Source organism: Pseudomonas lactucae, from assembly GCF_016937615.1.
Lineage (GTDB): Bacteria > Pseudomonadota > Gammaproteobacteria > Pseudomonadales > Pseudomonadaceae > Aquipseudomonas > Aquipseudomonas lactucae.
Map to the genome: position 1 here is coordinate 23,654 of NZ_JAFHKI010000103.1, position 21,047 is coordinate 44,700.

General features: G+C 61.8%; 18 protein-coding genes and 4 pseudogenes. 17 read left to right on the forward strand and 5 right to left on the reverse strand.

Annotated elements, in window-relative coordinates; all coding sequences use genetic code 11:
* The first annotated feature begins 35 nt into the window (after positions 1-35).
* The 5 genes and pseudogenes from JWR98_RS19305 to JWR98_RS19325 all read left to right on the forward strand — a co-directional run bounded on the left by JWR98_RS19305 (position 36) and on the right by JWR98_RS19325 (position 5,543).
* A pseudogene (locus tag JWR98_RS19305) lies at positions 36-1,933 on the forward strand (sigma-54-dependent Fis family transcriptional regulator).
* 185 nt (positions 1,934-2,118) lie between these two features.
* Positions 2,119-3,177, forward strand: coding sequence for a hypothetical protein (locus JWR98_RS19310; protein WP_078734819.1), 1,059 nt, complete (start codon positions 2,119-2,121; stop codon positions 3,175-3,177).
* A 115-nt stretch (positions 3,178-3,292) separates the two neighbouring features.
* Positions 3,293-4,640: pseudogene (mpl, locus tag JWR98_RS19315) on the forward strand (UDP-N-acetylmuramate:L-alanyl-gamma-D-glutamyl-meso-diaminopimelate ligase).
* On the forward strand, positions 4,637-5,266 hold the full coding sequence (ubiX, locus tag JWR98_RS19320) for a flavin prenyltransferase UbiX (RefSeq protein WP_205490946.1): 630 nt from the start codon (positions 4,637-4,639) through the stop codon (positions 5,264-5,266). Before mpl ends, ubiX begins: the two are co-directional and overlap by 4 nt.
* Positions 5,259-5,543 (forward strand): YceK/YidQ family lipoprotein, encoded by a 285-nt coding sequence (locus tag JWR98_RS19325; protein ID WP_003176311.1) that lies wholly within the window; start codon positions 5,259-5,261, stop codon positions 5,541-5,543. Before ubiX ends, JWR98_RS19325 begins: the two co-directional genes overlap by 8 nt.
* 51 nt (positions 5,544-5,594) lie before the next feature.
* Here the strand turns inward: JWR98_RS19325 and JWR98_RS19330 are convergent, their stop codons facing one another.
* From JWR98_RS19330 to JWR98_RS19340, 3 genes and pseudogenes are all read right to left on the reverse strand, one after another.
* Positions 5,595-6,236, reverse strand: a complete 642-nt coding sequence (locus JWR98_RS19330; protein ID WP_205490948.1) for an oxidoreductase — start codon at positions 6,234-6,236, stop codon at positions 5,595-5,597.
* Positions 6,237-6,265: 29 nt separating this feature from the next.
* Positions 6,266-7,983: pseudogene (locus JWR98_RS19335) on the reverse strand (C13 family peptidase).
* Positions 7,984-8,088: 105 nt separating this feature from the next.
* Positions 8,089-8,544 carry a MaoC family dehydratase gene (locus tag JWR98_RS19340; protein ID WP_078734815.1) on the reverse strand — a complete coding sequence of 152 codons (456 nt, stop codon included), beginning with the start codon at positions 8,542-8,544 and terminating at the stop codon, positions 8,089-8,091.
* Between the two features lie 163 nt (positions 8,545-8,707).
* On the opposite strand from JWR98_RS19340, the gene JWR98_RS19345 reads away from it, so the two are divergent.
* The 4 genes from JWR98_RS19345 to JWR98_RS19360 all read left to right on the forward strand — a co-directional run bounded on the left by JWR98_RS19345 (position 8,708) and on the right by JWR98_RS19360 (position 10,702).
* Complete coding sequence (locus JWR98_RS19345; protein WP_003176307.1) at positions 8,708-9,061, forward strand: CidA/LrgA family protein; 354 nt, start codon at positions 8,708-8,710, stop codon at positions 9,059-9,061.
* A complete protein-coding gene (locus JWR98_RS19350; RefSeq protein ID WP_078734814.1) occupies positions 9,058-9,774 on the forward strand; it encodes an LrgB family protein in 717 nt (238 codons plus the stop codon). Before JWR98_RS19345 ends, JWR98_RS19350 begins: the two co-directional genes overlap by 4 nt.
* Positions 9,775-9,795: 21 nt before the next feature.
* Positions 9,796-10,386, forward strand: coding sequence for an LON peptidase substrate-binding domain-containing protein (locus JWR98_RS19355; protein WP_078734813.1), 591 nt, complete (start codon positions 9,796-9,798; stop codon positions 10,384-10,386).
* Between the two features lie 100 nt (positions 10,387-10,486).
* Positions 10,487-10,702 carry a hypothetical protein gene (locus JWR98_RS19360; RefSeq protein WP_078734812.1) on the forward strand — a complete coding sequence of 72 codons (216 nt, stop codon included), beginning with the start codon at positions 10,487-10,489 and terminating at the stop codon, positions 10,700-10,702.
* Here the strand turns inward: JWR98_RS19360 and JWR98_RS19365 are convergent.
* Together JWR98_RS19365 and JWR98_RS19370 are read right to left on the reverse strand one after the other, a co-directional pair.
* Positions 10,696-12,012 carry a bifunctional DedA family/phosphatase PAP2 family protein gene (locus JWR98_RS19365; protein WP_078734811.1) on the reverse strand — a complete coding sequence of 439 codons (1,317 nt, stop codon included), beginning with the start codon at positions 12,010-12,012 and terminating at the stop codon, positions 10,696-10,698. The two genes, JWR98_RS19360 and JWR98_RS19365, sit on opposite strands and share 7 nt — an antisense overlap.
* A gap of 79 nt (positions 12,013-12,091) precedes the next feature.
* Positions 12,092-12,775 carry a DNA-3-methyladenine glycosylase gene (locus JWR98_RS19370; protein WP_078734810.1) on the reverse strand — a complete coding sequence of 228 codons (684 nt, stop codon included), beginning with the start codon at positions 12,773-12,775 and terminating at the stop codon, positions 12,092-12,094.
* Positions 12,776-12,949: 174 nt separating this feature from the next.
* Here JWR98_RS19370 and JWR98_RS19375 point away from each other — a divergent pair, with 174 nt between their 5' ends.
* The 8 genes and pseudogenes from JWR98_RS19375 to JWR98_RS19410 all read left to right on the forward strand — a co-directional run bounded on the left by JWR98_RS19375 (position 12,950) and on the right by JWR98_RS19410 (position 20,973).
* On the forward strand, positions 12,950-14,215 hold the full coding sequence (locus JWR98_RS19375) for a glutamate-5-semialdehyde dehydrogenase (protein WP_078734809.1): 1,266 nt from the start codon (positions 12,950-12,952) through the stop codon (positions 14,213-14,215).
* Positions 14,215-14,859: a nicotinate-nucleotide adenylyltransferase gene (gene nadD, locus JWR98_RS19380; RefSeq protein ID WP_003176299.1), complete on the forward strand. Its 645-nt coding sequence runs from the start codon at positions 14,215-14,217 to the stop codon at positions 14,857-14,859. Before JWR98_RS19375 ends, nadD begins: the two co-directional genes overlap by 1 nt.
* A 69-nt stretch (positions 14,860-14,928) precedes the next feature.
* The gene (gene rsfS / locus JWR98_RS19385) at positions 14,929-15,423 is read left to right on the forward strand and encodes a ribosome silencing factor (protein ID WP_003176298.1); all 495 of its coding nucleotides are present in this window, start codon (positions 14,929-14,931) and stop codon (positions 15,421-15,423) included.
* Positions 15,424-15,432: 9 nt separating this feature from the next.
* Positions 15,433-15,898, forward strand: a pseudogene (gene rlmH, locus JWR98_RS19390) (23S rRNA (pseudouridine(1915)-N(3))-methyltransferase RlmH).
* Between the two features lie 15 nt (positions 15,899-15,913).
* Positions 15,914-17,812 (forward strand): penicillin-binding protein 2, encoded by a 1,899-nt coding sequence (mrdA, locus tag JWR98_RS19395; protein WP_078734808.1) that lies wholly within the window; start codon positions 15,914-15,916, stop codon positions 17,810-17,812.
* Positions 17,813-17,843: 31 nt separating this feature from the next.
* A complete protein-coding gene (gene rodA / locus JWR98_RS19400; protein ID WP_050784919.1) occupies positions 17,844-18,947 on the forward strand; it encodes a rod shape-determining protein RodA in 1,104 nt (367 codons plus the stop codon).
* 17 nt (positions 18,948-18,964) lie between these two features.
* Positions 18,965-19,975, forward strand: a complete 1,011-nt coding sequence (mltB, locus tag JWR98_RS19405; RefSeq protein ID WP_078734807.1) for a lytic murein transglycosylase B — start codon at positions 18,965-18,967, stop codon at positions 19,973-19,975.
* Complete coding sequence (locus JWR98_RS19410) at positions 19,975-20,973, forward strand: septal ring lytic transglycosylase RlpA family protein (protein WP_078734806.1); 999 nt, start codon at positions 19,975-19,977, stop codon at positions 20,971-20,973. The genes mltB and JWR98_RS19410 overlap by 1 nt, the downstream gene beginning before the upstream one ends.
* The last annotated feature ends 74 nt before the right edge of the window (positions 20,974-21,047 follow it).

Sequence of the window (21,047 nt, forward strand, 5' to 3'; positions counted from 1 at the left end):
GCTGGGCGTTCTCACGCAGGGAGAACAATAAGAACATGCACAACGATCATTTCAGTCGCCATGCCCAACAGGTACTGACCGTTGCACGCGGGCACAGCCTGCCTCAGGGCCCCGCCAGCGACCCGTCCATCGCGCGCTCCTGGCTGCGTTGCCTGGAGGACTACCACCTCGACCCTGCGCAGACCATCGCTCCCACGGTACTGGAACATGGTCGCGTGCTGGAGAGCCGCGAGCGCCTGCAACAAGTCCTGCACATCGCCGGCACGGAGATGAACAGCCTGCACCAGCAACTCTCCGGCGCCGGCCACGCGGTGCTGCTCACCGATGCCCGCGGGGTGATCCTCAACTGTGTCACCGCGCCGTCCGAACGCCGGATTTTCGAGCGCGCCGGGCTGTGGCTCGGTGCCGATTGGAGCGAAGCCTGTGAAGGCACCAACGGCATCGGCACCTGCCTGGTAGAGCGTCAGTCACTGACCATTCACCGTGATGAACACTTTCGCGGCCGGCACACCGGGCTGACATGTTCGGCGAGTCCGGTGTTCGATCCCCATGGCGACCTGCTGGCGGTGCTGGATGTGTCATCGGCCCGCGAGGCGGTGTCGCGCCAGAGTCAGTTTCACACCATGGCGTTGGTGAACCTGTCGGCCAAGATGATCGAGAGCTGTTACTTCCTGCGCCATTTCGAGCACCACTGGCTGCTGCGCTTTCACCTGCAGGCCGAATCGGTGGGCTTGTTCAGTGAGGGGCTGCTGGCGTTCGATGGGGAAGGGCGGATTTGTGCCGTCAACCAGAGCGCGCTGAATTTGCTCGGCCAGGTGCGCGACGGCTTGCTGGGGCAACCGGTCGACGCGTTTTTCGACTGTTCGCTGGACGCATTGCTCGGTCGCGCCAGCGCCAATGCCACCGCCAGTTGGCCCCTGCGCACCCGCGATGGGAGGCATCTGTTTGCGGCCTTGCGTGGTCAGCCACGCACGGTGCCGGCTGCCGTGGTCAAGGCGCAGCCGGCACCTGTGCCCGGCATCTGCCTGGGCGACCCGACGCTGCAAACCAATTTTCGCAAGGCGCTGCGCGTATTCGAGCGTGACGTGCCATTGCTGATCAACGGCGAAACCGGTTCCGGCAAGGAAGCCTTCGCCAAGGCCGTGCACCACGCCAGCCAGCGCGCGGGTAACCCTTTCGTGGCGCTCAATTGCGCCGCCATCCCGGAAAGCCTGATCGAAAGCGAACTGTTTGGCTACCGCGGCGGTAGCTTTACCGGTGCGCGCAAGGAGGGCATGCACGGCAAGTTGCAACAGGCCGACGGCGGAACGCTGTTTCTCGATGAAATCGGTGATATGCCCCTGGCCCTGCAAACCCGCCTGTTGCGTGTGCTGGAGGATCGCAAGGTGGTGCCGCTGGGCGGTGAACCCCAGGTGGTGGATGTGCGCATCATCAGCGCGACCCATAGGAATTTGCTGGCGCGTGTGCAGGACGGCAGTTTTCGCGAAGACCTGTACTACCGACTCAACGGTCTGGAAATCGCCCTGCCACCCTTGCGCGAGCGCAGTGACCGATCCCAGGTGCTGGACTTCCTGCTCGCCGAAGAGGCCGGGGCGCACTCGGTGCAGCTGGACCCCGATGCTCGCCAGGCGCTGCTGGCCTTTGCCTGGCCGGGCAACCTGCGCCAGCTGCGGACGTACTGCGTACCCTGGTGGCGCTGTGTGATGACGGCCGAGTGGGGTTGGCGGACCTGCCTGCGCTGCTTCATCCGTCACCGATGCCGCCGCCGATCACCGAGTGGCCGCTGGAAGATGCCGAGCGCCAGACCCTGATAGCCGCGCTGGAGCGTCAGCATTGGCACATGACGCAGACCGCCGAACACTTGGGCGTAAGTCGCAATACGTTGTATCGCAAAATGCGCAAACATGGCATTAACCGCTCTGCCTCGTTGTGAGTTCGGTCTGTCAGTTGTTGTGCTCGTAGCGTGTCAGTGATACTGGGTTTTTATTGTTTAGTTGGAAACGTCATGCGTGTTGAGTTGGGCTGCGCTGACAGGAACTGTTCAGCGAAAAAGGCTCACTTAATTAAGGCAACTCGCAACAGTGTTTTCAAACAACAATAATTGCTCGGGTGAACGCGATGAGAATTACAACACCAACCGCTCCTTTTATTCCTGCACACCTTAATTCTTCACAACAGCCAGCGGTGAAAGCGCCCTCTACGCAGTCGGCCTCCTATGACAACGACGTGTTTGATCAGCCGTTGGGGCGCAGTAAGAGAGCGCTCAAGAATTTTCCCTGGTTTGGAAAAAAAATTTCCCCGCCGCCACTCCCTCCAAAGCCTGCTCCTGCCGGGCAGCTCTCCGTCCCACCCAAGCCTCAGCCAAAGCCTGGTCCGTCTGCAAAGCCTGGCTCGAATCTGGTGCAGGAAAAATTCAAGGGGACGGGGCAGGCGGTCATTCACGCCAATAAAATCAAGGTTCAGGATGAGTTGCTGCTGACCAACCTGCGTAAGCAGGCGCCGATCAGCGTGGCGGATGCCGCCAAACGTTTGATCGATGCTGACAAGCTAGTCAAAGCGGGCGTTATTTCCACGGCACCCAATGCCAGTCGCGTGGCCCGTGATGCGTTTATCAGCGCAGGTATCACCGGGATCGTCAGCGCGCCCATCAATGTGGCGTCCTATGCCGGCTCGGTGGCCACCGGCGAGTCGATCAAAGCCAACTATGCGCCGGGCGTGTTGCCGCCACCTTTTTTGCCGGGGGCGGGCAGCGCACCGAAACCCCAGGCCTCCTCGTCGACTGAATCGACACCGTCCGCGCCAGACCCGATCAATGCTCGGTTGGAGGAAGCCGAGATGAAGGTGCTGGGCATGGCGTCTACCGTAATGTTTATCCTCGGTGATACGCGCAGTGTCTTTACCAAAGATGAAGGTTGGCCTACCGATAATGCCGCACGTTTGAACAACCTTGAGAAGTTGCTCGGTGTATCGGAACAACAGCTGAAAAAAGCGGCTCGGCAAAACGGCCTTGTGTTCAAACCGTATAAGCCTGGGGACGCTATTCCCACAAAACCGGAACAGCGCCTTGATCTGATCGATAAGAAATTCGAACGCATGGTCGACACGCATGAGAAGTTGCGCTTTCTTGCCGCGATGAAAGAGGCTGAAAATAAAGCTGGGGCTGTAACGACCGCCTGAACAGCGTTGCGGCCGAGCAAAGGTCCCAGCGACACGTTGCTCGGCCGCAGGCTGTATAAAGGGTGCGATTTCATACGCCCTGCGCTAACCTGCCTCGATGTTCAAGAGGTCAACCATGCATATTCATATTCTCGGTATTTGCGGCACGTTCATGGGTTCGATGGCGGTTCTTGCCAAAGAACTGGGCCATCATGTCACCGGCTCCGATGCCAACGTTTACCCGCCCATGAGCACGCAACTCGAGGCTCAGGGCATTGAGCTGACCCAAGGTTACGACCCCGCGCAATTCGACCCCGCGCCCGACCTGGTGGTGATCGGCAATGCCATGTCCCGTGGCAACCCTGCGGTCGAATACGTACTCAATAAGGGCTTGCCCTATGTCTCCGGCCCGCAATGGCTGGCTGACCACGTGTTGCAAGGGCGGTGGGTATTGGCCGTTGCCGGCACTCATGGCAAGACCACCACCAGCAGCATGCTCGCCTGGGTGCTGGAGCATGCGGGCATGAGCCCCGGCTTCCTGATCGGCGGTGTGCCGCAGAACTTCTCGGTGTCGGCGCGCCTGGGCGATACGCCGTTCTTTGTGATTGAAGCGGACGAATACGACAGCGCGTTTTTCGACAAGCGCTCCAAGTTCGTCCACTACCGTCCGCGCACGGCGATCCTGAACAATCTGGAGTTCGATCACGCGGATATCTTCCCCGATCTACCGGCGATTGAGCGTCAATTTCACCACCTGGTGCGCACCATTCCGAGCGAAGGCCTGGTGATTCACCCCACCACCGAGCCGGCCTTGCAGCGCGTGATCGAGATGGGCTGCTGGACCCCGGTGACAACCACGCGCCGGCGGACAGTGGCAGGTCAAATTGCTCAGCGAAGACGGTTCCAGGTTTGAAGTGCTGTTCGAAGGCGAAGCCCAGGGCATCGTCGAATGGGACATGACCGGCCAGCACAACGTCGCTAACGCCTTGGTGACGTTGGCGGCTGCGCGGCATGTGGGCGTAGTGCCATCCATGGGCATTGCTGCGTTGAGCGCGTTCAAGAGCGTGAAGCGGCGTATGGAAAAAGTCGCCGATGTGAACGGGATTACCATCTACGATGACTTTGCCCACCACCCCACGGCGATCGCCACCACACTGGATGGCCTGCGCAAGCGTGTGGGAGATGCTCCGATCATTGCGATCATCGAGCCGCGCTCCAACTCCATGAAGCTCGGCGCGCACCGCGATGGCTTGCCCGAAAGCGTCAACGATGCCGATCAGGCCGTGTGGTATGCGCCGCCCAACCTCGGCTGGGACCTGCCGGGCATCGCAGCGTTGTGCACCGTGCCGTCGACGGTTTGCGACAGCATTGAAGGCATTATCGAGTACGTCAAACAGCAGGCCAAATCGGGCACCCACGTGGTGGTCATGAGCAACGGCGGCTTTGGCGGCCTGCATGGCAAGCTGGCCGAGGCGCTCAAATGAGCGGCCCTGAACGCGTTACCCTCGCGATGACCGGCGCCTCGGGTGCGCCCTATGGTCTGCGCCTGCTCGACTGCCTGGTGCGCGAAGGCCGCGAGGTGCACTTTTTGATCTCCAAGGCCGCGCAACTGGTGATGGCCACCGAAACCGACGTGGCGCTGCCGGCCAAGGTGCAGACCATGCAGGCGTTCCTCACCGAGTACACAGGTGCGGCGGCGGGGCAGATCAAGGTCTATGGCAAAGAGGATTGGATGTCGCCGGTGGCCTCGGGCTCCGGTGCTCCTGCGGCGATGGTGGTGGTGCCGTGTTCCACCGGTACGCTGTCGGCGATTGCCACGGGGGCCTGCAACAATTTGATCGAGCGTGCGGCGGACGTGACCTTGAAAGAGCGTCGCCAGTTGATCCTGGTGCCGCGCGAGGCGCCGTATTCGAGTATTCATCTGGAGCACATGCTCAAGTTGTCGAATATGGGCGTGACCATCCTGCCGGCGTCGCCGGGCTTCTATCACCAGCCGCAAACCATCGATGACCTGGTGGACTTCGTGGTGGCGCGCATTCTCAACCTGTTGAACATCCCGCAGGATATGCTGCCGCGTTGGGGCGAACACCATCTGAGCAGCGATGAATAAGGCGCTGCTGCTGGTGCTGGCGCTGCATCTGACGGGCTGCGCCACCGCGCGTACGCTGGACGCCGCGCAACCCGGCGCGCCGGTGGTATATGCCGGCACGCGGCTGGACTTGTATGCGATCAATGGCGGCTGCTGCGCCAAGGATCGGTTTGGCGCCGAGGCACCGAGTTACCCCGGCGTCGACCTGCCAGCCAGTGCGCTGCTCGATACCTTGCTGTTGCCGTTGTCGGTGTTGACGGTGCTGGGGGTTGGGTTTAACGCCACGGGCGGGTTATGAGGTAAATTCCTGCGGCAACACAAAACCAATGTGTAAGGTCTTTAGATCGCCTTACTTACCGAGTTTGCGCAGCTCATCCGACTCCACCACGCGCACCCCATCCTGCTCTTCCAGCGCCAGCCGCCACATGGCTCGCGCCAGTTCGCACACTTCAATGCCGTGGTATTTGCCCGGGATCAACCGCGACAACGGCCCGGCCAGTTGTTCGGCCAGACGCGGTTCCAATCGCTCCCCCAACAACAGCGATGGCCGCACGATGGTCAGTTGCGGCCAGTTCTGGGCCTTCAGCGCCTGCTCCATTTCGCCTTTGACCCGGTTGTAGAACACCGAGGATTTCGCGTCGGCGCCGATCGCGCTGATGACGATCAGGTGCCGTGCGCCCAGTTCCCGCGCGCGCTGGGCGAAGGCCACGACCAGGTCCAGGTCGACGGCGCGGAAGGCTGCTTCGGAACCGGCTTTTTTCAGGGTGGTGCCCAGGCAACAGAAGGCGATGTCCACCTGGCCACTCAATTGCGGGAGCAACGCCGCCGGGTCGCCCACCGGGTTTTCCAGGCGCGGGTGTTCGGCCAGAGGTTTGCGGCTGGGCGCCAGTACGCGGGTAACGGTGGGTTCGTTGAGCAGGCGATCGAGCAAGTGTTCGCCGGTAAGGCCAGAGGCGCCAGCCAGCAGGATATGCTGCGGTGTCAGGTACATGGTGTTTCCCCCTTGTTACACGTTACAGCTTAGTTGCCTTTGGCTTCCTTGCTATTCATTGAGACGCTTTCCAGCGCCTTTCGTGCCTGCTGTTTACGTAATAATTGCCAGTGGGCGATCACCCCCTTGGGGGCCCAGATTTGTGGTTCGGACGCTTCGAAGTTGTCCGCCTGTTCGCGTTCGGCCACGTGCAGTTGCGCCAGCTTGAAGGCTTGCTGCAAGTCGTCGGTCTGGTTGAAGGCTTGAGCGAAGAGAGCGTCGCCGAAGTAAGTAAAGTCCGCTTCCTCCGAGCAACCGAAGGACACCCGGTCAGCCCGCGAGGCGGTCATGATCAGCGTGCGATCGTCTTTGAGCGCCGGGATGAAACCGCCGGAGTAGCAGGCGGAGATCACCACGATCTTGTCGCGGTTTTTCAGCGGTGCCAGTACGGCGGCCAGTTCATCGGCCGGCAGGTCGGCCAGCTCCATGCGCGGCTGGTCCAGCACCAGTTCGTGTTCGTGGGTGCCGTGGCTGGTCATGTAGATAAACACAAGGTCCTCCGGCCCGGTGCGTTCGGCCAGGGTTTGGACCGCCTGGCGCAGGCTTTCGCGGGTGGCCAGGGGGCGGTCGGCGATATGGTCGCGGTGGTTGACCAGACGGACCTGCCCGCGTGCACCGAAGCGCGAGGCAAGCAGGTTGCTGACGTAATCCGCTTCGCGCAGGAATACGCTTTGTTTGCCGTCGCCGGCCAGCACCAGGGTATACAGCTCCACGGCGGGGGTGGATGCGGGTACGGCGGCCAGGGCTTCATCGAGCAAGCGGCCCTGGGCCAGTACGCCGAGTTCCAGCGGGTCGGGCAGTAATTTGCCGTCGGCATCGCGCACGCGCAGGCCATTGACCCAGGTGCCGGCTTGCACCGTGCCGTCGGTAAGTACCAGCGTGCCGCGACCCTGGTAATTGTCGCTGTCGAAGCCACCGATATAGAAGCTGCCGTCGGTGAGGTTCAAACGGCCCTCGCCGCTGAAGCGCCAGTCGCTGAACTGGCCGACATAATGGCTGCCGTCCACGCCGATCAACTCGCCCTTGCCGGTGAGCGCGCCTTCCTTGAACTGGCCGATCCACACGTCACCGTCGGCGTTTTCGTAGCGGCCCTTGCCGTTGAGCTGGTTCTGTTTGAACTGGCCGACATAGATGTCGCCGTCGGCGCTGTTGAAGGTGCCGTTGCCTTCCAGCTGACCTTCGACGAAACGCCCGCTGAACTGGTTGCCGCTGTCGTCGTTGCGCTGCCCTTCGCCGTTGGGCTTGCCGTGGGCGAATTGACCCTGGTACTGGCTGCCGTCGGCCAGTTCCAGCGACCGAGGCCGGAGTACTGGTCGTCCTTGAATTCGCCGCGATAGGTCATCTGCCCTTCTTTGAGGGTGCCTTCGCCGTTGCGCCGGCCCTTGCTGAACCCGCCGACATAGTGGCTGCCCGCGGTGGTCAGGCTGCCCTGACCGTCGAACAGGCCCTGCTTGAACTGGCCTTTATAGACTTCGCCATTGCTGCCATGCCACTCACCCTGGCCGTGCCACTGGCCTTTGTCGAACGCGCCGGCGTACCAGCTGCCGTTGGGGTAGTCGACGCGACCCTGGCCTTGCAGCAGGCCGTTGACCACATCGCCCCGGTAACGACCGCCATCGGGCAGGCGCGCGTCGGGCGGCAACAGCGATTCGCCGTCTCCGCAAGCGGTGAGCAACAGGACTAGGGCAAGGGGAGCGAGTGGGCGCATAGCGGGATCCGGATAATTGAGCGCCGAGTATGCCGCAGCTGCGAGTTTCATACATAAATTTACATACCCTGTGGTGAGTTTCAGTGCCTCACCACAGGGAACGCCTTACACGAAACAGAGTGACAGCGACTCTGCGATGTAAGCCGGTTTTTCCTGACCTTCGATTTCCAGGGTGGCGGTGGCCTTGAACAGCCACTGGCCGGGTTTTTTCTCGGTGACGTCGGTGAGGCTGACGTTCAGGCGCACCTTGGAGTTGACCTTCACCGGCTGGATAAAGCGCACGCTGTCCAGGCCATAGTTGATCGCCATCTTCAGGCCTTCGGGCATGATCAGGATGTCTTCCATCAGCTTGGGCATCAGCGACAGCGACAGGAAGCCGTGGGCGATGGTGCTGCCGAACGGGGTTTGCGCGGCCTTGACCGGGTCGACGTGGATGAACTGATGATCGCCGGTGGCCTCTGCGAACAGATTGATGCGTGCCTGATCAATGGTGAGCCATTCGGAACGTCCCAGTTCCTTGCCGACATAATCGTTGAGCTGCGCTACGGGTACATAGGGCATTGCGTCTCTCCTTGGTTCATCGATACGGTTTTCATGGGTGACAGACAACCAATGTAGATCATCATGGGCAACCGGCACGGTCAACCCACCATGCTCTTGGCGAATGCCGATCCATAGCGCCGGCATGCTTATAATGCGGGCGAGTTTCGAGGGGAGAGAGCGAATGCTGTTACGTGGCCTGACCTGGCTGGTGCTGTTTCAATTGATCGGTACGGCGATCAATCATTTGCTGTTGCCGGTATTGCCGGGTCCGATTATCGGCCTGCTGCTGATGCTGGGTTTCCTGATCTGGCGTGGCGAAGTCGGCGAGCCACTGAGCCTGGCGGCGAGCAGCCTGTTGCGCTATTTGCCGTTGCTGCTGGTGCCGCCGGCGGTCGGCGTGATGGTCTACGCCAAGGACATCGCTGCGGATTTCTGGGCCATCGTCGGTGCGCTGGTGCTGTCGCTGGTGGTGGCCATGGCGTTTGTCGGTGTGCTGATGCAGCAGATGGTCAAGCGCAAGGAGAAGGACCAATGATGTTCGACTGGCAGGGGGCGTGGACGGCGGTGATTCATCACCCGCTGTTCGGCATCGGCATCACCCTCGGCGCCTATCAACTGGTGCTGGCGGGTTTCGAGAAAACCCGCTGGATCTTCCTGCAGCCGGTGCTGGTCTCCATGTTGTTGGTGATCGGCGTGTTGCTCAGCTGTGGCCTGAGCTACGTCGAGTACCGCAAGAGCACCGAGATCATGGGCATCCTGCTCGGCCCGGCCACGGTGGCCCTGGCGGTACCGCTTTATCTGAATCTGCGGCGGATTCGCCAATTGTTCTGGCCGATTTTTACTACGCTGGTGTTAGGCGGGGTGTTGGCTACCGGGCTGTGTGTGCTGCTGGGTTGGTGGTTCGGTGCCGAGCACATGGTGTTGATGACCATGGCGCCCAAGTCGGTGACTTCGCCGATCGCTATGCTTGTGGCCGAGCAGATCGGCGGCGTGGCGGCATTGGCGGCGGTGTTTGTACTGATCACCGGCGTGGTCGGCGCGATGGTCGGCCCGGCGTTGCTCTCGCGTCTGGGCGTGCGCAGCCCCGAGGCGCGCGGCATGGCCCTGGGCATGACCGCGCACGCGGTCGGCACCTCTGTGGCCCTGCAGGAAAGCGAAGAGTGCGGCGCCTTTGCGGCGTTGGCCATGAGTCTGATGGGCGTGGCCACGGCGGTATTCCTGCCGCTGGCTGTGTCGGTAATTGTTTAAACCAGGTTTAAGGACGCTTTTATGAGTCTGGCGCTGTTCCCGCTCAATACCGTGCTGTTTCCCGGCTGCACCCTCGATCTGCAAATATTTGAGGCGCGCTACCTGGACATGATCAGCCGCTGCATGAAAAAGGGTGAAGGCTTCGGCGTGGTGTGCATCCTCGAAGGCAAGGAGGTCGGCATCGCCCCGGATGGCTACGCCCTGATTGGCTGCGAAGCGCTGATTCGCGACTTCAAACAGCAGGACAACGGCCTGCTCGGCATTCGCGTCGAGGGCGGCCGTCGTTTCCGCGTGCGCGACGCCGGAGTGCAGAAGGACCAACTGCTGGTAGCCGATGTGCAATGGCTGCAAGAGGTGCCGGACCAGCCATTGGACGAAGAAGATGCCGACTTGCTGGCGTTGCTTGAAGCGCTGGCCGAGCATCCGATGGTTGCGTCGCTGGACATGGACGCCCGCGCCGAAGGCCAGCAGGCCCTGGGCAACCAACTGGCGTATTTGTTGCCGTTTACCGAGGCCGACAAGATCGAACTGCTGCAACTCGACGACCCGCAGCAACGCCTAGATGCGATCCAGATGTTGCTGGATGAGTTGCAGGGCGAGTTGTTTACCTGAATCTCAGGACTATCCTACGTATCTTTCAGGCATTTCTGTGTCTCTGCGGTAGTCGACTCAACTAGTTTCCGATCACTCAATCATGATCTGGGGATGAAAAATGATTCGGCTGACGCAATCGGAACAAGCGACCTGGGATGCCTTTTTTGTCAGTGTCACTACGCAATTGATCCAGCACCATGAGCAGCGTGGCCCGGAGTACATTGTCGAGCGCGCCGCTGAAATAGCTGACGAAATGTTGCTGGAGCGACGGGAACGCTGCGCCGAACGGCGAACCGCCGCGGTGGACTGGATCGGCCCTGCCAAGGGTCAGTAGGCATACCTGAGCAGCGCGTGGGAGGTGCCGGTGAGTGCGATAAAACCGAGCACCGCGACCACGGCGGGCAGCACCAGCCACCAGGCCTTGGCCGACATCGGCGGCAGCGGGCTGCGGTACTCGCTGGCTGTGAGGCTGAACGCGCACACGGTCATTGCCAGCAGGGTCCCGGCGAGAATATCCGAGGGCCAATGGACACCGAGGTACACCCGCGAAAGTGCGATGAAGGCTGCGGGAATGCACCCCAGCAGCAACCACGTCAACCGCAGTCGCGTGGGTTGGCCGCGCCCTGCGAGCACCGCCAGGGCCAGGAAAAACGCAAAGGCCCCCGAGGCATGGCCGCTGGGCATGCTGAAACTGGTCAAAGGATCTGTCAGGATTTCCGGGCGACCGCGCGCGAAAAACAGCTTGCTGGCCGTATTGATCACGGCGGCGCCGGCCAGGGTTACGCCCACGAACAGCGCGTGGCGCCATTGTCGAGCCGCCAGCAGCAGGCCGGTGAAGATCGCGCTGGCGACGAACATCTTCTTGAACTCGCCCAGTTGCGTCACCCTCACCATGGTTTCATCCAGCCACGGGCTGCGATGCTCCTGCACCAGTGCGCTCAGGCCCTGGTCGAAGTCGTCCAGGTGCGGGTAGCCGATAAACAGCGCGATCAATAGCGTCAGGCTGGTGCAACCGATCCACATTGTGGCGCGTCGATGCTCGCGCAGGCTGCTGTTCAGGCTCAGCCCCAGCAGCGCCGCCAGACACGCCGTCACCACCCCAGCCTCGGGCCAGAACCCTTCGGGCAACGGCAGACGGAACGCGGCGCCAGCGGCCCAGCCCGGCAGCAGGTAGGCTACCGTCCAGCCGGCTGCGGCGAGCACGCTCACCAAGGCAAAACGCGGGAACGGCATGTCGCACATCCCGGCGACCATCGGCAGCATGGGACGCAACGGGCCGATGAAACGTCCGACCAACAGGCTGGCAATGCCGTACCTGTGAAAGTAGGTCTCTGCACCGTTCATCCATTCGGGATGATGGCGCAAGCCGGGCAGCCGGCGGATGTTCTGGTGGAAGTGCCGGCCCAGGAAGTAGGAGATCCCGTCACCCAATAATCCGCCCAGAAAACCCAGCATCAGGGTTTCGCTCAGCGACAACGCACCGCTGCCGGCCAGTGCGGCAAAGGCAAACAGCAATACCGTGCCCGGCACGATCAGTCCGGCAATCGCCAGGCACTCCACGCACGCGACGATAAACACCGCCGCAGCCAGCCATTGCGGGTTCAGGCTCAGCCAGCCGGTGATGCTATCGAGCCATTGGCCCATACAATCCACTCCATCTCTGTAATGCATATGCTGAAACGCTGATGATCAACTGTGGGAGGTGTTGTGTGCATCTACCCGGTCAGATCAAAAAGTAGTCGCGGCCTTCGACCTGGCCCCGGCGCAGCGGGTTCCGCGTGCAATATGGCGCGTAGCCTGCATCGACGAAACGGTACATCAAATGCTCATCACGCCCACTGGGAATGCCCAGTCGCGTAGTCTGGATGATCTGCGTCGGCACCTGGCCCACGTCTTCCACATACAGCAACTCCTGGTCGAAGCGCTTGGCATCCCACATCGGCACTTTCAGGCCCAGCGCCTTGCACAGCAATGTCTGGCCGGCGCAGAGCTTTTGCGACGGGCGCGGGCTGCCGTCGGCAGTCGGGTTGTTCAGCAGCATCTGCGCCAGGCTCGCCGGGCCGGAAATTTCATCGACCCACGGATAGGCCGACTTGATCAGCACGGCGTTGCCCGGGCCCTGGGCGCTGAAGTTCAACGAATCACCGCCACGGGCGTAGTACATGTAGATATGACCACCATCCAGAAACAAAGCCTTACGCTTTTCTGTGTAGCCGAGCGAGGCGTGGCTGCCTTTTTCCGCCACGTAATAGGCTTCGGTTTCAATAATTCGTGCTGAAAGCCACAGGTCGCCGACACGATGACGTATGACTTTTCCCAGCAGTTCGCGCGCGAGGATTTGTGCATCGCGGTCGAAGAAGCTGTCGGGCAGGGCATTGGCGGGCAGTTGGAGCGAAGTGCTGGGCATGGCGGTAGAGGTAAATACGGCTAAATGTGACGGAATCATAACAACTCCCACCTTAATTACCGCTGAACCTCAGGTTTTTACAGTTCATTTCGACCATCCGCCCCTCACCGCTGTCAGTCGAGCGGCGTCACAGCTATAATCTGCCGCTTTCCTCTTTGCCAAGACTCCCTGACCATGACTGAGTCCGTTCTTGACTACATGACCCGCCTGGGTCGCGCTGCCCGTCAGGCCTCGCGGTTGATCGCCCGTGCGAGCACCGCGCAGAAGAACCGTGCCCTGCTGGCCGCCGCCGACGCTCTGGATGCTTCGCGCTCCGAGCTCGCCGCCGCCAACGAACTGGACCTGGCCAGCGGCCGCGCCAATGGCCTGGAGCCGGCCCTGCTGGACCGCCTGGCGCTAACCCCGGCACGTATCGACGACATGATCGAAGGCCTGCGTCAGGTGGCCAAGCTGCCTGACCCCATCGGTGAAATCCGCGACATGCGCTACCTGCCGTCCGGCATCCAGGTCGGCAAGATGCGCGTGCCCCTGGGCGTGATCGGCATCATCTATGAGTCGCGTCCCAACGTGACCATCGACGCCGCAAGCCTGTGCCTCAAGTCCGGTAACGCCACGATCCTGCGCGGCGGTTCCGAGGCGATCAACTCCAACCGCGCCATCGCCGCCTGCATCCAGCAAGGCCTGGCCGTGGCCGAGTTGCCGGCCGACGTGGTGCAGGTGGTGGAAACCACCGACCGTGCCGCCGTCGGCGCGTTGATCACCATGCCCGAGTTCGTCGACGTAATCGTGCCGCGTGGCGGCAAGAGCCTGATCGAGCGCGTCAGCCGTGATGCCAAGGTGCCGGTCATCAAGCATCTGGACGGCGTGTGCCATGTGTTCATCGATATCGCCGCCGATATCGACAAGGCAATCCGCATCGCCGACAACGCCAAGACCCACCGCTATGCGCCGTGCAACACCATGGAAACCCTGCTGGTGCACGTTGGCATTGCCGAGCGCGTGCTGCCGCCGCTGGCCGCCATCTACCGTGACAAAGGCGTGGAGCTGCGCGGTTGCGAACGCACCCGTGCGCTGTTGGGCGCGGACGTGATCGAGGCGACCGAGCAAGACTGGTACACCGAATACACGGCGCCGATCCTGTCGATTCGAATCGTTGACGACCTGGACCAGGCCATCGAACACATCAACAAATACGGCTCCAAGCACACCGACGCGATTGTTTCCGAGCATTTCAGCGATGCCCGTCGTTTTCTCAACGAAGTGGACTCCGCTTCGGTGATGGTCAACGCTTCGACACGCTTTGCCGACGGCTTTGAATATGGCCTGGGCGCGGAGATCGGTATTTCCACCGACAAGCTCCATGCCCGTGGCCCGGTTGGCCTTGAAGGCCTGACCAGCGAGAAGTATGTGGTGTTCGGCGACGGTCATGTGCGCACTTGATGGCTAAACGCATCGGGCTGCTCGGCGGTACTTTCGACCCCGTGCACATCGGCCATTTGCGCAGCGCCCTGGAAGTCGCGGATGCCCTGGCGTTGGATGAACTGCGCCTGATCCCCAATTTCCGGCCGCCGCATCGCGACACGCCGCAGGTGTCACCACAGCAGCGCCTGGAAATGGTGCGCCTGGCCGTGGAGGGCATAGCGCCGCTGGTGGTGGACGACCGCGAACTCAAGCGCGATAAACCGTCCTACACTGTCGACACCCTGGAACTGATGCGCGCCGAGTTGGCCGCCGATGACCAGGTGTTTCTGCTTTTGGGCTGGGACGCATTTTGCGGCCTGCCCTCTTGGCATCGCTGGGAGGAACTCCTCCAGCATTGCCACATCCTGGTTTTGCAACGCCCGGATGCCGACAGCGAACCGCCGGATGCCTTGCGCAACCTGCTGGCCGCGCGGTCGGTAAGTGACCCCTTGGCCCTGACCGGGCCGAACGGGAATATTGCATTCGTCTGGCAGACCCCGCTTGCGGTGTCCGCCACCCAGATCCGTCAACTGCTGGCCAGCGGTAAGTCGGTACGTTTCCTGGTGCCTGACGCGGTCCTGGCCTACATCGATGCGCACGGGCTTTACCGTGCGTCGAACTGAAAAGGCGCGCTTGTCGCTACGCACCGTCGTGCAGCGAGCGCCCGAACATACGAGCAAAACGAGTTTTATATGACGAACAAAGACGTAAGCAAAGTTAAGCGCAAAGGCACCTTCAAAAGCGCTCCGCTGCCGGTTGAAGCCCACGTTGGCCCTGAGCTGGCTGGCGAAGAGCTGGTGAAAGTCGCCGTGGCTGCCCTGGAAGACGTGAAAGCCCAGGACATCCAGGTGCTGGACGTGCGCGACAAGCAGAGCATCACCGACTTCATGATCATCGCCACCGGTACCTCCAACCGCCAGATCGGCGCGATGCTGGACAAGGTGCGCGAAGCCGTCAAAGCCCAGGGCGTCAAGCCGCTGGGTGAAGAAGGCAAGGGCGACAGCGACTGGGTGCTGCTGGACATGGACGACGTGATCGTTCACATGATGACTTCCAACGCCCGCCAGTTCTACGACCTGGAACGCCTGTGGAAGGGCGCCGAGCAGAGCCGTGCCGCCGATGGCAAGCACCACAGCCCGGAAGTGGGCCATGCGCACTTCGACAAGCTCAACAAAGACCAGGAATAAGGAACGGCTGTGCGCCTGCGTCTGATCGCTGTCGGTTCACGCATGCCCAAGTGGGTGGAAGAAGGCTGGCACGAATATGCCAAGCGTCTGCCCGCTGAGCTGTCGCTTGAACTGGTGGAAATACCGCTCAACACCCGGGGCAAGAACGCCGATGTGGCGCGGTTTATCCGCCAGGAAGGCGAAGCCATGCTGGCCAAGGTCGGCCCCAACGAGCGCATTGTCACCCTCGAAGTGCACGGCAAACCCTGGAGCACCGAGCAATTGGCGGTGGAACTGGACCGCTGGCGCCTGGATTCGCGCACCGTCAACTTCATGGTCGGCGGCCCCGAAGGGCTGGCGCCGGAAGTCTGTGCGCGGGCGACAGCGCTGGTCGTTGTCGGCATTGACCTTGCCGCACCCGTTGGTAAGGATCCTGATCGGTGAACAGCTGTATCGCGCCTGGACAGTGCTGTCCGGGCACCCTTACCACAAATAATCTGCGCCTTTCCCGATGACTCAGCCGATCCGCATCAAGGACCACGAGAAAGACGCACGTCTGGTGCGCGCGCGCGTGGTGTTTGGCGCGATCATGGTAGTGACGTTGATTGGGGTGCTGATCGCTCGCCTGTATTTCCTGCAGGTGATCCAGTACGACTATCACTCCACGCTGTCGGAAAACAACCGGGTGCACGTGCAGCCGATTCCGCCGACCCGTGGGTTGATCTTCGACCGCAATGGCGTGGTAGTGGCGGATAACCGGCCCAGTTTCAGCCTGAGCATGACCCGCGAACGTTCCGGCGACTGGCAGCAGGTGCTCGATGTCATCGTCGAAGTGCTGCAACTGACCCCGGAAGACCGGGTGATCTTCGAAAAGCGCATGCGACAGGGGCGCCGGCCATTCGAACCGGTGCCGATCCTGTTCGAGCTGACCGAAGAGCAGATCGCCCGGATCGCGGTGAACCAGTTCCGCTTGCCGGGTGTGGAAGTGGTGGCGCAGTTGGTGCGCCATTACCCGCAAGGGCCACACTTTGCGCATTCCGTCGGCTACATGGGACGTATCAACGAGAAAGAGCTCAAGAGCCTCGATCCCGTCAACTACAGCGGCACCCACCACATCGGCAAGACCGGCATCGAGCGTTTCTACGAGCCCGAGCTGCACGGCCAGGTGGGTTACGAAGAGGTCGAGACCAACGCCCGCGGTCGCGTCTTGCGTGTGCTCAAGCGTACCGACCCGGTGCCGGGCAAGGACATTGTGCTGAGCCTGGACATCAAACTGCAGGAAGCCGCGGAGATGGCCCTGGGAGGTCGGCGTGGCGCGGTCGTGGCACTGGACCCGAAGACCGGCGAAGTGCTGGCGATGGTCAGCCAGCCGAGCTTCGACCCGAACCTGTTCGTCACCGGTATCAGTTTCAAGGCGTATGCCGAGCTGCGTGACTCCATCGACCGGCCGCTGTTCAACCGGGTGCTGCGTGGTCTGTACCCGCCGGGTTCGACCATCAAGCCGGCGGTAGCGATTGCCGGCCTGGACGCCGGTGTGGTCACCGCATCGAGCCGAGTCTACGACCCCGGCTACTACATGCTGCCCAACTACGATCACAAATACCGTAACTGGAACCGCACCGGTGACGGCTATGTCGACCTGGACACCGCGATCATGCGTTCCAACGACACCTATTTCTATGACTTGGCCCACAAGCTGGGGATCGACCGTTTGTCTGCCTATATGGGCAAGTTCGGCCTCGGTCAGAAAGTCTCCCTGGATATGTTTGAAGAGTCCCCAGGCTTGATGCCATCGCGGGAGTGGAAGCGTGCAACCCGCCGGCAGGCCTGGTTCCCGGGCGAAACCCTGATTCTGGGGATCGGCCAGGGCTATATGCAGGCAACGCCATTGCAATTGGCGCAAGCCACGGCGCTGGTGGCCAACAAAGGCATCTGGAACCGACCGCACCTGGCCAGGACCATCGAAGGCGAAAAGCCGGTGGATGAGAACCCGATTCCGGACATCGTGCTGCGTGATCCCTCGGACTGGACCAAGGTCAACCACGGTATGCAGCAGGTGATGCACGGTGCCCGAGGCACCGCGCGCAAGGCGGCGATCGGCGCGCAATACCGCATTGCCGGCAAGAGTGGTACGGCCCAGGTGGTCGCGATCAAGCAGGGCGAGAAATACGACCGCTCCAAGGTCCAGGAACGCCATCGCGACCACGCCTTGTTTGTCGGCTTCGCGCCGGCGGACGACCCGAAGATCGTGGTCGCGGTGATGGTCGAGAACGGCGAGTCCGGTTCCGGCGTCGCTGCACCGGTGGTGCGCCAGGTGATGGACGCCTGGTTGCTGGCCGACGACGGCAGGCTCAAGCCCGAATTTGGCGGCCCCCCTTCAATTCCCGAGGTTACGGCCAGTGAAGAGTAACTTTGACCGCATCCTCTCCAGCGAAGATGTGATGCGTCGCCGTGCGACGTTGCTGCAACGTATGCACATTGATGGCCCGTTGCTGATCCTGCTGCTGACTCTGGCGGCCGGCAGCCTGTTCGTGCTGTATTCGGCCAGCGGCAAGAATTGGGACCTGCTGATCAAGCAGGCGTCCTCGTTCGGCCTGGGCCTGTTGTCGATGGTGGTCATCGCTCAACTGGAACCGCGCTTCATGGCGCGCTGGGTACCGTTGGGGTATGTCGCCGGCGTGTTACTGCTGGTGGTGGTGGACGTCATGGGCCACAACGCCATGGGCGCGACCCGCTGGATCAATATTCCGGGGGTGATTCGCTTCCAGCCGTCGGAATTCATGAAGATCCTGATGCCGGCCACGATTGCCTGGTATTTATCCAAGCGCACCTTGCCGCCGCAGCTCAAGCATGTGGGGATCAGCCTGATCCTCATCGGCGTCCCGTTTGTACTGATCGTGCGTCAGCCGGACCTCGGTACCTCGCTGCTGATCCTGGCCGGTGGCGCGTTCGTGCTGTTCATGGGCGGGCTGCGCTGGCGCTGGATCCTCAGCGTGCTGGCCGCCGCCATTCCCGTGGCCGTGGCCATGTGGTTCTTCTTTATGCACGACTACCAGAAACAGCGGATTCTTACCTTCCTCGACCCGGAAAGCGATCCGCTGGGCACCGGCTGGAATATTATCCAGTCGAAGGCGGCCATCGGCTCCGGCGGCGTATTTGGCAAGGGCTGGCTGCTGGGCACCCAGTCCCATCTGGACTTTCTGCCCGAGAGCCACACCGACTTCATCATTGCGGTGATGGGCGAAGAGTTCGGCCTGGTGGGCATTTGCGCGCTGCTGCTGATCTATTTACTGCTGATCGGGCGCGGCCTGGTGATTACCGCTCAGGCGCAGACGCTGTTCGGCAAATTGCTCGCCGGCAGCCTGACCATGACTTTTTTTGTTTACGTTTTCGTCAACATCGGTATGGTCAGTGGCCTGTTGCCGGTGGTGGGGGTGCCGTTGCCGTTCATTAGCTACGGCGGAACTTCGCTGGTGACATTGATGTCAGCGTTTGGGGTTTTGATGTCGATTCATACGCATCGCAAGTGGATCGCGCAGGTTTGAATAAGGTGAAGATGTCAATGCAAGTAATGCGCGGCTGGGCGACTCGGCATGCGTCCTGGATGAGCCTGATTGGGCTGCTGGGCGCGACGCAAGAGGCGCTGGCCGGTGACTACGATGGTTCACCCCAGGTCGCCGAATTTGTCGGTGAAATGACCCGCGACTACGGTTTTGCCGGTGAGCAACTGATGGGCGTATTCCGCGAGGCGCAGAGAAAGCAGGCGATCCTCGATGCCATCTCCCGCCCCGCCGAGCGCGTGAAGCAGTGGAAGGAATATCGTCCGATGTTCCTCACCGACGCTCGCGTGGCCCGAGGTGTGGACTTCTGGCGCCAGCATGAAGCCGTGCTGGCCCGCGCCGAGCAGGAATATGGCGTGCCGGCCCAGGTGATTGTCGCGATCATCGGCATTGAAACCTTTTACGGGCGCAATACCGGCAGTTACCGGGTGATCGACGCCTTGTCCACCCTGGGCTTCGACTACCCGCCCCGCGCCGACTTCTTTCGCAAGGAATTGCGCGAATTCCTGCTGCTGGCCCGCGAAGAGCAGGTCGACCCGCTGACCCTCAAAGGTTCCTATGCCGGTGCCATGGGCCTGCCGCAGTTCATGCCGAGCAGCTTTCGCGCCTATGCCGTGGATTTCGACGGCGACGGGCACATCAATATCTGGAGTAACCCGGACGATGCCATCGGCAGTGTGGCCAGCTACTTCAAGCGCCACGGCTGGGTGGGCGGCGAGCCTGTGGTGATCCGCGCCGATGTGGCCGGGGAGCGCGTCGATGAGGGCCTGACCCAGGGCATCGAGCCGGCCAAGACGGTCGGGGAGTTGCGGGCGCTGGGCTGGTCGAGTCAGAATGCGCCACGCGATGACATGCCGGTCACGGCGTTCCGCCTGGAAGGCGAAAATGGCCCTGAATACTGGATGGGCCTGAAGAATTTCTACGCGATCACGCGTTATAACCGCAGTGTGATGTACGCCATGGCCGTGCATCAGCTGTCAGACATGCTGGTCCAAGCACGGGGCAACAAGTAATGCGGGCATCGCTGTTCAATCAACCGCTCAAGCTGGTGGCGTTCGCCGCGTTGTCCCTGCTGGTCGTCAGTTGTTCCACCAGCCGCGGGCCGGCGCAGAAGGCCGGCGGCACCGCGGTGCGTTCCCAGCCGGGCCTGGACATCAACCGCGCGCACAAAGACGGCGCGCCGTGGTGGGATGTCGATGTGTCGAAGATCCCGGATGCCACCCCGACCCTGCACACCGGCGCCTACAAGGCCAACCCTTATACCGTGTTGGGCAAGACCTATTTCCCGCTGCAGGATTCCAAGACGTACGTGCAGTCGGGCACGGCGTCCTGGTACGGCACCAAGTTCCATGGCCAGAACACCGCCAACGGCGAAGTGTATGACCTGTACGGCATGAGCGCGGCGCACAAGACCCTGCCGCTGCCCAGCTATGTGCGCGTGACCAATCTCGACAACAACCGCACAGTGATTTTGCGGGTCAACGACCGTGGGCCGTTCTATTCGGACCGGATCATCGACTTGTCCTACGCCGCCGCGAAGAAACTCGGCTACGCCGAAACCGGCACCGCACGGGTCAAGGTCGAAGGCATCGACCCGGCGCAGTACTGGGCCCAGCGTGGCAAACCTGCGCCGTTGATGCTCAACGAACCGCAGGCCCCACAACCACAGGTAACCGCGTCGGCCGGCAAGATCGAGCAGTGGACACCGCCGCCCCAGCAGCACGCCCCGGACACCGTGGTGGTGCCTCGTGCGGCACCGGGTGCCTCGGCAGCGGGCGGGCAGTACCTGCAGGTGGGGGCTTTCGCCAACCCGGATGCGGCGGAACTGTTAAGGTCCAAGCTCAGCGGCATGGTCAGCGCGCCGGTGTTCATCAGCTCCATCGTGCGTAACCAGCAGACCCTGCACCGTGTACGGATGGGGCCGATCGGTTCGCCCAGCGAAGTGGCGCAAGTACAGAACAGTGTGCGTCTGGCCAACCTGGGGCAACCCAGCGTAGTGACCGCCGAATAAAAGATTGATGGTCCGGGCGCGTGCGCGTGCCTGAACCCTGGTTGTTGGCTCGTTGAACAATAAAAACCCGAAGG